This window comes from Agromyces sp. NPDC029043 (assembly GCF_055564615.1).
Genome location: NZ_JBVHVX010000003.1, coordinates 174,611 through 186,629, shown reverse-complemented (window position 1 = coordinate 186,629; position 12,019 = coordinate 174,611). Strand labels below are relative to the sequence as shown.

12 protein-coding genes and 1 tRNA gene are annotated in these 12,019 nt (G+C 69.9%); 2 read left to right on the top strand and 11 right to left on the bottom strand.

All coding sequences use genetic code 11. The features are described 5' to 3' along the window. Positions 1–44: 44 nt before the first annotated feature. From acnA to dut, 4 genes are all read right to left on the bottom strand, one after another. Positions 45–2,870 carry an aconitate hydratase AcnA gene (gene acnA, locus ACZ4TW_RS06185; protein ID WP_465541201.1) on the bottom strand — a complete coding sequence of 942 codons (2,826 nt, stop codon included), beginning with the start codon at positions 2,868–2,870 and terminating at the stop codon, positions 45–47. Between the two features lie 158 nt (positions 2,871–3,028). Next, positions 3,029–3,787 (bottom strand): DUF3159 domain-containing protein, encoded by a 759-nt coding sequence (locus tag ACZ4TW_RS06180; RefSeq protein WP_465541199.1) that lies wholly within the window; start codon positions 3,785–3,787, stop codon positions 3,029–3,031. After that, complete coding sequence (locus tag ACZ4TW_RS06175; protein ID WP_465541197.1) at positions 3,784–4,404, bottom strand: DUF3710 domain-containing protein; 621 nt, start codon at positions 4,402–4,404, stop codon at positions 3,784–3,786. The genes ACZ4TW_RS06180 and ACZ4TW_RS06175 overlap by 4 nt, the downstream gene beginning before the upstream one ends. Then, complete coding sequence (gene dut, locus ACZ4TW_RS06170; protein ID WP_465541195.1) at positions 4,401–4,859, bottom strand: dUTP diphosphatase; 459 nt, start codon at positions 4,857–4,859, stop codon at positions 4,401–4,403. The genes ACZ4TW_RS06175 and dut overlap by 4 nt, the downstream gene beginning before the upstream one ends. Before the next feature lie 38 nt (positions 4,860–4,897). On the opposite strand from dut, the gene ACZ4TW_RS06165 reads away from it, so the two are divergent. Beyond that, positions 4,898–5,362 carry a DUF3093 domain-containing protein gene (locus ACZ4TW_RS06165; RefSeq protein WP_465541193.1) on the top strand — a complete coding sequence of 155 codons (465 nt, stop codon included), beginning with the start codon at positions 4,898–4,900 and terminating at the stop codon, positions 5,360–5,362. Here ACZ4TW_RS06165 and ACZ4TW_RS06160 read toward each other — a convergent pair. Beyond that, complete coding sequence (locus tag ACZ4TW_RS06160) at positions 5,359–5,652, bottom strand: DUF4193 domain-containing protein (protein ID WP_092669728.1); 294 nt, start codon at positions 5,650–5,652, stop codon at positions 5,359–5,361. The genes ACZ4TW_RS06165 and ACZ4TW_RS06160 overlap by 4 nt on opposite strands. A gap of 192 nt (positions 5,653–5,844) precedes the next feature. Here ACZ4TW_RS06160 and sepH point away from each other — a divergent pair, with 192 nt between their 5' ends. Next, a complete protein-coding gene (sepH, locus tag ACZ4TW_RS06155) occupies positions 5,845–6,957 on the top strand; it encodes a septation protein SepH (protein WP_465541191.1) in 1,113 nt (370 codons plus the stop codon). Positions 6,958–7,022: 65 nt separating this feature from the next. Here sepH and clpX read toward each other — a convergent pair whose 3' ends face one another. The 6 genes from clpX to ACZ4TW_RS06125 all read right to left on the bottom strand — a co-directional run bounded on the left by clpX (position 7,023) and on the right by ACZ4TW_RS06125 (position 12,017). Next, on the bottom strand, positions 7,023–8,300 hold the full coding sequence (gene clpX / locus ACZ4TW_RS06150; protein ID WP_465541189.1) for an ATP-dependent Clp protease ATP-binding subunit ClpX: 1,278 nt from the start codon (positions 8,298–8,300) through the stop codon (positions 7,023–7,025). A 141-nt stretch (positions 8,301–8,441) separates the two neighbouring features. Beyond that, complete coding sequence (locus ACZ4TW_RS06145; RefSeq protein ID WP_465541187.1) at positions 8,442–9,110, bottom strand: ATP-dependent Clp protease proteolytic subunit; 669 nt, start codon at positions 9,108–9,110, stop codon at positions 8,442–8,444. A 16-nt stretch (positions 9,111–9,126) separates the two neighbouring features. Further along, the gene (locus ACZ4TW_RS06140; RefSeq protein WP_465541185.1) at positions 9,127–9,732 is read right to left on the bottom strand and encodes an ATP-dependent Clp protease proteolytic subunit; all 606 of its coding nucleotides are present in this window, start codon (positions 9,730–9,732) and stop codon (positions 9,127–9,129) included. A gap of 103 nt (positions 9,733–9,835) precedes the next feature. After that, positions 9,836–10,342 (bottom strand): tetratricopeptide repeat protein, encoded by a 507-nt coding sequence (locus ACZ4TW_RS06135; protein WP_465541183.1) that lies wholly within the window; start codon positions 10,340–10,342, stop codon positions 9,836–9,838. Between the two features lie 94 nt (positions 10,343–10,436). Then, positions 10,437–11,891, bottom strand: coding sequence for a trigger factor (gene tig, locus ACZ4TW_RS06130; protein WP_465541181.1), 1,455 nt, complete (start codon positions 11,889–11,891; stop codon positions 10,437–10,439). Positions 11,892–11,942: 51 nt separating this feature from the next. Further along, positions 11,943–12,017 (bottom strand) — tRNA-Pro (locus ACZ4TW_RS06125). Positions 12,018–12,019 lie beyond the last annotated feature (2 nt).

Genomic DNA, 12,019 nt, shown 5'->3' with positions numbered 1-12,019 from the left:
GGGGCGGCGGGCCGAAGCCCACCGCCCCCGGTTTCGCGTTCGCGTCAGACGAGGCTGCGCAGGACGAACTGCAGGATGCCGCCGTTGCGGTAGTAGTCGGCCTCACCCGGCGTGTCGATGCGGACGACCGCATCGAACTCGACGGTCTGCTTGCCCTCGGGCGAGAACTCGCTCGGCTCGGCGACGACCCGGACCGTCTTCGGCGTCACACCCTCGTTGAGCTGCTCGAGGCCCGTGATCGAGACGACCTCGGTGCCGTCGAGGCCGAGGGAGTCGGCCGACTCCCCCGCCGGGAACTGGAGCGGCACGACGCCCATGCCGATGAGGTTCGAGCGGTGGATGCGCTCGAAGCTCTCGGTGATGACGGCCTTGACGCCGAGCAGGTTGGTGCCCTTCGCGGCCCAGTCGCGGCTCGAGCCCGACCCGTACTCCTTGCCGCCGAAGATGACGAGCGGGATGCCCTGCGACTGGTAGTTCATCGAGGCGTCGTAGATGAAGGACTGCGGCCCGCCCTCCTGCGTGAAGTCGCGCGTGAAGCCGCCCTCGACCCCGTCGAGGAGCTGGTTCTTCAGCCGGATGTTCGCGAAGGTGCCGCGGATCATGACCTCGTGGTTGCCGCGGCGCGAGCCGTACGAGTTGAAGTCCTTGCGGTCGACGCCGTGCTCGGTGAGGTACCGGCCCGCGGGGCTGTCGGCCTTGATCGAGCCGGCCGGCGAGATGTGGTCGGTCGTGACCGAGTCGCCGAGCTTCGCGAGCACCCGGGCGCCGACGATGTCGGTGACGGGGGTCGTCTCGAGCGTCATGCCCTCGAAGTACGGGGGCTTGCGCACGTAGGTGGACTCGGCGTCCCAGTCGAAGGTCGCGCCGGTCGGCGTGGGCAGGTTGCGCCACCGGTCATCGCCCTCGAAGACGCTCGCGTACTGGCGCGTGAACATCTCCTCGTTGATCGACTCGTCGATGGTCTTCTGCACCTCGCCGGCGTCGGGCCAGATGTCCTTGAGGTACACGTCGTTGCCGTCGGAGTCCTGGCCGAGCGCGTCGTTCTCGAAGTCGAAGTTCATCGAACCCGCGAGCGAGTACGCGATCACGAGCGGCGGGCTCGCGAGGTAGTTCATCTTCACGTCGGGGTTGATGCGGCCCTCGAAGTTGCGGTTGCCCGAGAGCACCGCGGTGACGGCGAGGTCGTTCTGCTGCACCGCCGCCGACACCTCCTCGATGAGCGGGCCCGAGTTGCCGATGCAGGTGGTGCAGCCGTAGCCCACCGTGTAGAAGCCGAGGTCCTCGAGGTCCTTCGTGAGTCCGGCCTTCTCGTAGTACTCGGTGACGACCTTCGAGCCCGGGGCGAGCGTGGTCTTGACCCACGGCTTGGCCTTGAGGCCCTTCTTCACCGCGTTGCGCGCGAGCAGGCCCGCCGCGAGCATGACCGACGGGTTCGACGTGTTGGTGCACGAGGTGATCGCCGCGATGGTCACCGCACCGTGGTCGAGCGTGTAGCTCGTGCCATCCGCCGTCTGCACCTGCGTCGGCTTCGAGGCGGTCTTCGGAGCGTGCGAGCGGTGGAAGTGCACGTGGTGGCTGTGCTCATCCTCGGGCGTGTTGCTCGGCGGGTCGGAGGCCGGGAAGGACTCGGCCACCTCGAGGTCGACGAGGTCGTGCTCGACGTCGGCGTAGTTGGTCAGGTCGTTCTCGAACCGGGCCTTCGCGTCGGAGAGCACGATGCGGTCCTGCGGGCGCTTGGGGCCGGCGATCGACGGGACGACCGTCGCGAGGTCGAGCTCGAGGTACTCGGAGTACTCGGGCTCGCTGTCGGCATCGTGCCAGAGCTTCTGCACCTTCGAGTAGGCCTCGACGAGCGCGATCTGCTCGTCGCTGCGGCCGGTCAGGCGCAGGTAGTCGAGCGTGACGTCGTCGATCGGGAAGATGGCTGCCGTCGAGCCGAACTCGGGGCTCATGTTGCCGATCGTCGCGCGGTTGGCCAGCGGCACGGATGCCACGCCCGAGCCGTAGAACTCGACGAACTTGCCGACGACGCCGTGCTTGCGCAGCATGTCGGTGATCGTGAGCACGACGTCGGTCGCGGTGACGCCCGTGGGGATCTCGCCCGAGAGCTTGAAGCCGACCACCTTCGGGATGAGCATCGAGACGGGCTGGCCGAGCATGGCCGCCTCGGCCTCGATGCCGCCGACGCCCCAGCCGAGCACGCCGAGTCCGTTGACCATCGTGGTGTGCGAGTCGGTGCCGACGCAGGTGTCGGGGTAGGCGCGCGTGACGCCGTTCTCGCCGTCGGTCGACACCGTGCGGTGGTAGATGACCTTGGCCAGGTGCTCGATGTTGACCTGGTGCACGATGCCCGTGCCCGGCGGGACGACCTTGAAGTCGTCGAACGCGGTCTGGCCCCAACGGAGGAACTGGTACCGCTCGCCGTTGCGCTCGTACTCGATCTCGACGTTGCGCTCGAGGGCGTTCTCGGAGCCGAAGAGGTCGGCGATCACCGAGTGGTCGATCACCATCTCGGCCGGCGAGAGCGGGTTGATCCGGTTCGGGTCGCCGCCGAGGGCGACGACCGCCTCGCGCATGGTCGCGAGGTCGACGATGCAGGGCACGCCGGTGAAGTCCTGCATGACCACGCGCGCGGGCGTGAACTGGATCTCGGTGTCGGGCTCGGCCGTGGGGACCCACGAGCCGAGCGCCTCGATCTGCGCCTTGGTGACGTTGGCGCCATCCTCGGTGCGGAGCAGGTTCTCGAGCAGCACCTTCAGGCTGAAGGGGAGCTTCTCGTGCCCGGCGACCGTGTCGATCCGGTAGATCTCGTAGGCCGCATCACCGACGTGGAGCGTGTCCTTCGCCCCGAAACTGTTCACTGCAGACACGATGTCCTCTCCTTCGCGGATGCCGCCGACGCGACGTTCGTGGGCGGCGCCCTGCCGTGGCTCCCGGGCCCCGCCCCAGCAAGGCTAGCCCAACCGCGTCGCACGCCGACAGGCTCGTGCCGGCACCCGTGATTTATCTCGATATCGAGATAACTGTATCACTCCGCGGCGACCGGCTTCGCGGGGTACACGGCGCGGACGACGAGCCAGGAGAACACGAGCAGCAGCGCGTACAGCGGCACGCCCATCAGGAGGCGCGTGGCGCCGAGCGCCTCGACGTTGCCGGCGAAGTAGAACGGCAGCTGCACGGCGATCCGCGCGACGAACATGCCGAGCCAGACGAGGGTCAGGAACTGCATCGCGCGGTAGACGCGCTTCTGCTGCCGCCACGCGGTGCCGTCGCCCTTGAGGAAGCCGACGATGATGCCCACGAGCGGCCAGCGCACCAGAAGCGAGACCAGGAGGCCGATCGCGTAGGCGGCGTTGAGATAGAAGCCGAGGACGTAGTTGTCCTCGGCGCGCCCGGTCCAGAGGGCGAGCGCGGCGGATGCCCCGGCCCCGACGAGACCGGCGATCGCCTGCGTCGGCTGGCTGCGCGTGGCCAGCCGGGCGATGGTGAACACGACCGCGAGACCGAGCGAGGCCGTGAGCGCCCAGGCCAGCTCGCGCGTGAAGGTGTAGACGACGAGGAAGACCAGGCCGGGCAGGATCGCCTCGGCGAGTCCGCGGATGCCCCCGAGCGCGCCGACCAGGTCGGCGGGCCTCAGCGTCTCGTCTCGTGCGATGCGGCCGAGCCCTGACCGCTCCGCGGCCGCGGCCATCGAACGCTGCAACTCGTCCTTCGCCTCCGCGCGCCCGTCGTCGCCCGCCTCCCGCGCTTCCCGCGCCTCTCCGGAGTCGCGCCGGTCGTCGGTCACGCGGCCGGACCGCCCGGCGACGGGGCGGGCATCCGCAGCGGGATGAGGTCGCGCGGCGGCATCGGCGTGCTGCCGCGCACCACGACGATCGATCGGAAGAGATCCTCGACCTTGGCCGCAGCGGTCGGGTCGGCGGCCGCCTCCCCGGCGATGACGCCGCGCAGGAACCAGCGCGGGCCGTCGACGCCGATGAAGCGCGCGAGGCGCATCTGGCCCGTCTGCCCGTCGGCGGTCGTGACGGGGATCTGGGCGAGCAGCTCGGGGCCGAACGATCCCTCGCGGACCGTGGTCGTGCCGCCCTGGCGGGCGATCTGGTCGGCGATCTGATCGCGGATCTCATGCCACAGGCCGCTCGACCGCGGTGCCGCGAACGGCTGGACCTGCAGCGTCGAGTTGGCGTAGTCGAGCCCGACGGCCACGACCCGCTTCGTGCCCTCCTCGACCTCCAGGCGCAGGTGGAGGCCCTCGCGGGGCAGCACCTTCACGCCGCCGAGATCGACGTAGGGACGCACGGGGTTCGCCTCGGACTCGTCGAGCGGGCCGTTGGTGGCGCGGTCGGCCGGCGCCGACTTGGGCTGGTCGGCGGGGAAGTCGTCGATGTTCTCGATGTCGCTCACGCGTGTGCTCCTGACTGGTGTGCCCCGAATCCGGTGGACCCGAATCCCCCTTCGCCGCGGAGGCTGCCGGGCAGCCTCTCGACCTCGACGAACCGTGCGCGGCTGACCGGCATGACCACGAGCTGGGCGATCCGGTCGCCCTTCTCGATCCGGTAGACCTCGCGGGCGTCGGTGTTCAGCAGCGAGACCCTGATCTCGCCGCGATAGCCCGCGTCGACGGTGCCCGGCGCGTTCACGATCGTGATGCCGTGCGTGAAGGCCAGGCCCGAACGCGGCACGACGAACGCGACGTACCCGTCGGGCAGCGCGATCGCCACGCCGGTGCCGACCGCAGCGCGCTCGCCCGGCTCGAGCACGACCGCCTCGGCGGCGTGGAGGTCGGCGCCCGCGTCGCCGGGATGGGCGTAGGCGGGCATGCGGTCGGCCGTGATCAGCACATCGACGGAATCGGTCACCGTTCGAGGGTAGTCCAGAAGTCTGGTCTGATAGAGCCATGCCCGAGTACCGCGAACGGCTGTGGCCGACGCCCTGGATCTACCTGACGAGCCTGCTGCTGATCCCGGCGAGCATCCTGGTCCTGGCGCCCGTGTCGCTCCCGGCGGGGATCGCCACCGGGCTCGTGCTCTACGTCGCCGTGGCGGGCTCGCTCTCGCTCACGGCCCCCGTGATCGAGGTGGCCGACGGCCGGTTCCGGGCCGGCCGCGCGTCGGTGCCCCTCGAGCTGACCGGCGACGCCGTGCCCGCATCCGGTGAGGCCGCGCGCGTCGAGCGCGGCACCGGCCTCGACGCGCGGGCGTTCCTCGTGATCCGGGGATGGATCCGCGACGTCGTCCGCGTGCCCATCACGGATGCCGCCGACCCCGCCCCCTACTGGCTGGTCTCCACGCGTCATCCCAATGAATTGGCCGCCGCGATCAACGGATCGCGACGGCCACGCGTCGAAGGGGAGCCGGCCTAGGCGGCGCACTCCAGGCAGATCGGCCCGAGCTTGGTCTCGTGGTCGATCTGCGAACGGTGCTTCACGAGGAAGCAGTTCACGCAGGTGAACTCGTCGGCCTGCGGCGGGAGCACCACGACGTCGAGCTCGACGTCGGACAGGTCGGCACCCGCGAGGTCGAAGCTGCCGGGGTTGTCGGCGTCCTCCACGTCGACGACACCCGACATCTTGTCGGGCACGCGCTCCTTGAGGGCCTCGATCGACTCGGAGTCGTCTTCGGTCTTCCGCGGCGCGTCGTAATCCGTTGCCATTCCCATCCTTTTTTCGGTGCCGAGGATTCGGCGGCCATAGTCTGCATCAAATCAATGGCGTAAGCAAACCACTTGTCGGCGCCGGATCCGGTGGAATGCACAACTTCCGGCACGCCCGCCGTATTCCCGGGGCCCGCAGCCGGCACGTGGCATCCTTGGGCGGAGACTCCAGGCACGGAAGGGCTTCGCGCGATGCAGGAACTCAAGGTGATCGGCGTCGAGAACGGCGCCCTCGTGGCCGCCTCCGACGATGGGGCGCGCTTCCGGATCGAGATCGACGAGGTGCTCCAGTCGCGCATCCGCCACGCCGCCCCTCCCGCCGAGAGCGGACCGAAGCTGTCGCCGCGCGAGGTGCAGGCGCACATCCGCTCCGGCCTGTCCGCCGAGGAGGTCGCCGAGCTCACGGGCGCGTCCGTCGACTTCATCCGCCGGTTCGAGGGCCCCGTGATCGCCGAGCGCGAACACATGGTCACCTCGGCACTGGCCGTGCCGGTCCACGTGGTCGAGGGCGGCGAGCCCGATGAACCCGCTTCGTTCGGGTCGATGGTGCGCGAGCGACTGGCGCAGCTGTCGGCGCACGGCGAGCGCTGGGCGAGCTGGAAGGACGAGGAGCGCGGCTGGATGGTCAAGCTGGAATTCACCGCCGACGGGATCGACCACGACGCCCGCTGGACGTTCGAGCCGCGCAAGCAGGCGCTGCACCCGCAGAACTCCGATGCCGTGACGCTGTCCAAGCACGGCGAGGTCCGGGGTGGGATGATCCCGCGGCTGCGCGCGGTGTCGGCCGACGACGAGCAGTCCCGCTTCGACAGCGGCGCGTTCACCTTCGACGCGCCCGACACGGCCGACGACGATACGGCTCCGCAGCCCGACCTGGCGCAGCGCGCCACGGCGCCGGCGCCGTCGTCGAGCGCCGCGGTCGCCCGCGCGGCGATCAAGCGCGCCGACGAGCCGGCGCCGCCCAGCGGCGAGACGGCCGACCTGCTCGAGGCCCTGCGACGTCGGCGCGGCGAGCGCGAGGCGGGCTCCGCCGAGCGGATGGCGCCGCCCTCGCCGCTGGCCCCGTCCACCGTCGCGCGTCCCGACGCCCACCTCGCCGAGCACAGTGCCCCGAGTCCGTCCGCTCCCATGGCGCATGCCGCCGAGGGTGAGGAGAGCCCCGAGAGCCGTGCGGGTGCAGCGGCACGCGCGCTGTGGGGAGGCGCCTCCAAGGCCGCCCCGCCGCGCCCCAAGAAGGGTCGCGCGGCGATGCCGAGCTGGGACGAGATCGTGTTCGGCGCGCGCAGCGACGACGACCTGGCGTAAGCCGGAAGCGGAGTCGGGGCGCCGGTCGCGACGTCCCGGGTACGACGCGAGCGTCGCGACGTGCGTTACGCGGACTTCTCGGCGCGCCGCGGCTTCGAGGGCACGATCGTGGGGGCCGCGTTGTCGATGACCGTCTCCTTGGTCACCACGACCCGGGCGACGCCGGTGGTCGAGGGCACCTCGAACATGATGGGCCCGAGCACCTCCTCCATGATCGCCCGCAGCCCGCGCGCGCCGGTCTGACGCAGTACCGCGAGGTCGGCGATCGCCTCGAGCGCCGCGTGCTCGAAGTCGAGTTGCACGCCGTCGAGCTCGAACATCCGCTGGTACTGCTTCACCAGCGCGTTCCGCGGCTCGGTGAGGATCTCCATGAGGGCGTCGCGGTCGAGCGGCGTGACCGTCGCGACGACCGGAAGGCGGCCGATGAACTCGGGGATGAGGCCGAACTTGTGCAGGTCCTCCGGGAGCACCTCGCTGAAGAGCTCAGCCTCATCCTGCTTGGAGTGCAGTGGAGCGCCGAACCCGATCCCGCGCTTGCCCGCCCGGGAGGAGATGATGTCCTCCAGGCCGGCGAACGCGCCGGCGACGATGAACAGCACGTTGGTCGTGTCGATCTGGATGAACTCCTGATGGGGATGCTTCCGGCCGCCCTGCGGTGGAACCGACGCGACCGTGCCCTCGAGGATCTTCAGCAGCGCCTGCTGCACGCCCTCCCCCGAGACGTCGCGCGTGATCGAGGGGTTCTCGGCCTTGCGCGCGATCTTGTCGACCTCGTCGATGTAGATGATGCCCGTCTCGGCGCGCTTCACGTCGTAGTCGGCGGCCTGGATGAGCTTGAGGAGGATGTTCTCGACGTCTTCGCCGACGTAGCCGGCCTCGGTCAGCGCGGTGGCATCGGCCACCGCGAACGGCACGTTGAGCTGCTTGGCGAGCGTCTGCGCGAGGTAGGTCTTGCCGCAGCCGGTCGGTCCGATGAGCAGGATGTTCGACTTCGCAATCTCGACGTCGTCGTGGGCCCGGTCGGCCGAGGTGATCGCGGTCTTCGCGCGGACGCGCTTGTAGTGGTTGTAGACGGCCACGGCGAGGGCGCGCTTCGCGGCCTCCTGGCCGATCACGTACTCCTCGAGGAATGCGAAGATCTCCTTCGGCTTCGGCAGCTCGAACTCGCCCGACTCGGGCTCGCCCGCCTCGGCGAGTCGCTCCTCGATGATCTCGTTGCACAGTTCGACGCACTCGTCGCAGATGTACACGCCGGGACCGGCGATGAGCTGCTGCACCTGCTTCTGGCTCTTCCCGCAGAAGGAGCATTTCAAGAGGTCAGCGCTCTCCCCGATGCGTGCCATCGCGTCCTCCCTCGCAACGAAATCTGTACCGAGCCTAGCCCGATGCGGGCCCTGCCGGGCCGATCCGCCACGGTTTGGCGGAAACCGGACGAACGAGGGGTGGATGCGTTGCACGCATCCACCCCTCGTCGCGTCGTGGCGCTATCGCGCGAGCGCCGGCAGCGTCTTGCGCGAGGTGAGCACCTGGTCGATGAGGCCGTAGTCGCGGGCCTCGTCGGCCGACAGGATCTTGTCGCGGTCGATGTCGGCGTTGACCTGCTCCATCGTCCGGTTGGAGTGCTTCGAGAGCGTCTCCTCCAGCCACGTGCGCATGCGCAGGATCTCGGCCGCCTGGATCTCGATGTCGGACGCCTGCCCGTGCCCGGCCTCGCCCATGGCGGGCTGGTGGATCAGCACGCGCGCGTTGGGCAGCGCGAGGCGACGGCCCGGCGTGCCCGCCGCCGCGATCACGGCCGCGGCCGATGCCGCCTGGCCGAGCACGACCGTCTGGATCTGCGGACGGATGTACTGCATGGTGTCGTAGATGGCGGTCATCGCGGTGAACGAGCCACCCGGCGAGTTGATGTACATCATGATGTCGCGGTCGGGATCCATCGACTCGAGCACGAGCAGCTGCGCCATGATGTCGTCGGCCGACGCGTCGTCGACCTGCACGCCGAGAAAGATGATGCGGTCCTCGAAGAGCTTGGCGTAGGGGTCCTGGCGCTTGTAGCCGTAGGCCGTGCGCTCCTCGAAGCTCGGCAGGATGTACCGCGAGCCCGGGGCCGGCATGCCGCTGAACGCGGTGCCGCCGAAAGCGGGGATGTTCATTCGCATTCTCTCTTTCTCAGGCCTTCGGGTCCTCGAGCTCGGGCGCGGTGCCGCCGCCGCCCGAGACGTCGAGGGCCGACTCGCGGATGTGGTCGACGAAGCCGTACTCCAGCGCCTCGTGGGCGTTGAACCAGCGGTCGCGGTCGCCGTCGCGGTTGATCTGCTCGACCGACTTGCCGGTCTGCGCCGCGGTGATCTCGGCGAGCCGCTTCTTCATGTCGAGGATCAGCTGCGCCTGCGTCTGGATGTCGCTCGCGGTGCCGCCGAACCCGCCGTGCGGCTGGTGCAGCAGCACCCGCGCGTTGGGGGTGATGTAGCGCTTGCCCTTGGTTCCGGCGGTCAGGAGGAGCTGCCCCATGGACGCGGCCATGCCGATGCCGACGGTGACGATGTCGTTCGGGACGAACTGCATTGTGTCGTAGATGGCCATGCCCGCCGTGATCGAGCCGCCGGGCGAGTTGATGTAGAGGTAGATGTCCTTCTTCGGATCCTCGGCGGCGAGGAGCAGCAGCTTCGCGGCGATCTCGTTCGCGTTGTCGTCGCGCACCTCGGAGCCGAGCCAGATGATGCGGTCCTTCAGCAGTCGATCGAACACACTGGGCTGCAGTGTCGGTTCGGCCATGGATTTCGCTCCGTTTCCTTAGGCGTTGCAACGAATCTATCCGTTGGAACGCGCGCGGATCGGGCTGTTCGCCGTCGGCGGATGCCGCGGCGCGGCGCCGTCGTCAGGGCGCCGTCCGCGCCCCGTCGCGCGGCGGTCGGACGAGGTCGCGCGCGTACGCGTCGACCGCGCGTCGGTACCGCGTGAGGTGCGGCGCGAGGGCCACCAGGGCGACGGATGCCGCGGCATCCGGCGCACCCGAGGAGGCGAGCGCGAGCGCACGGAACGCCTCGACCGCATCGGCGAGATCGCCGGCCTCGTCCCGGACACGGTCGAGCAGCTCGAGCGACTCCGCCGGCCGGCCGAGGTTGCGCACCGTCGAGGCGAGCTGGATGTGGGCCTCGACCCGGGCGCGCCCGGCGAGCCCCAGCTCGAGCGCACGGCGGTACAGCGGCTCGGCCTCCTCCTCGAGCCCGGCGGAGTCGCGCGCCCCCGCGGCCTCGAAGGGTCCGCGCGGGTCGTGGTCGGGCAGATCCGCGACCAGCTCGTCGATCCGCTCGATCAGGGCGCGCTCCCCCAGGTCGGACGCCGCCGCCCAGACGGCATCGACGCGACGCTGCCACTCGTCCACGGCTCCTCCTCCTTCTCCGGAGACGGCCTCCTCCGGAGACGACGGACGGGGCCGGGCCCGAGAGCCCGACCCCGTCGTGTGGTCGTCCGACCGACTACTCGGCGTCGGCCTTCTTCGCCGTGCGCTTGCGCGCGGGCTTCGTCTCCTCGGTGGGCGCCTCTGCGGCGGCCTCGTCGGCGGCCTTCTTGGTCGAGCGCTTCTTCGCGGGCTTGTCCTCCGCCGGCGCGGCCTCGGCGGGCGCCTCCTCGGCAGCGGCCTCGGCCTCGTCGTCGGCGACGGCGGTGAACTCGGAGAGGTCGACCGCATTGCCGGCGGCATCCGCGACCTTGGCCTTGCCGAGCGCGATGGCGAGCGCCTTGTTGCGCGCGACCTCGCCGACCATGGCGGGGATCTGGCCGTTCTGGCTCAGGATCTGCACGAACTCGTTCGGGTCCATGCCGTACTGCGCGGCGCCCTGCACGAGGTACTGGGTCAGCTCCTCCTGCGAGACCTGGACCTTCTCGGACTCGGCGATCTTGTCGAGGACGATCTGCGTCTTGAAGGCCTTGGTGCTCGCCTCGGTGACCTCGGCGCGGTGCTCGTCGTCCTCGAGGCGACCCTCGGACTCGAGGTGACGGTGCACCTCGTCCTCGATGACGCTGTCGGCGACCGGGACGTCGACGAGCTCGAGGAGGCGGTCGACGAGGAGGTCGCGGGCCTGCGTGCCCTGGCCGAACGACTTGTTCTTCGCGACCTGCTCCTTGAGGCTCGCGGTGAGCTCGTCGAGCGTGTCGAACTCGCTGGCGATCTGGGCGAAGTCATCGTCGGCCTCGGGGAGCTCGCGCTCCTTGACCGCCGAGACGGTCACGGTGATCTCGGCCGTCTCGCCCTGGTGGTCGCCGCCGAGCAGCTTCGACTCGAACGTGGTGGTCTCGCCGGCGGTCAGCGAGTCGAGGGCCTCGTCGATGCCCTCGAGCAGCTCGCCGGAGCCGAGCTCGTACGATACGCCGCTGGCGGTGTCGACCTCGGTGCCGTCGATGACCGCGACGAGGTCGAGCGTCACGAAGTCGCCGGTCTTGGCCGGGCGGTCGACCGTGATGAGCGTGCCGAAGCGGCTGCGCAGGCGCTCGAGCTCCTCGGAGACCTCGTCGTCGCCGACCTCGACGGAGTCGACCGTGAGCTCGAGGCCCGCGTAGTCGGGCAGCTCGATCTCGGGCCGCACGTCGACCTCGATCGCGAGCAGCAGGTCGCCGGAGAAGTCCTTCTCGTTCGGCCACTCGACGATGTCGGCCGACGGGCGGCCGAGCGGGCGGAGCTCGTGCTCGGCGACCGCCGCGCGGTAGAAGCCGTCGAGGCCCTCGTTGACCGCGTGCTCGAGCACGGCGGCCTTGCCGACCCGCTGGTCGATGATGGGCGCGGGCACCTTGCCCTTGCGGAAGCCGGGGACGTTGATCTGCTCGGCGATGTGCTCGTAGGCGTGGGCGATGCTGGGCTTCAGCTCATCGGGCGTCACCGAGATGGTGAGCTTGGCGCGCGTCGGGCTCAGCTTCTCAACCGAAGTGGTCGGCATGGGGAAGATTCTCCTGTTGTGTGAAGTACGTGGTCGAGCCGATGCGACTCGTCGGGGCGACAGGATTCGAACCTGCGACCTCCCGCTCCCAAAGCGGGCGCTCTAGCCAAGCTGAGCTACGCCCCGAG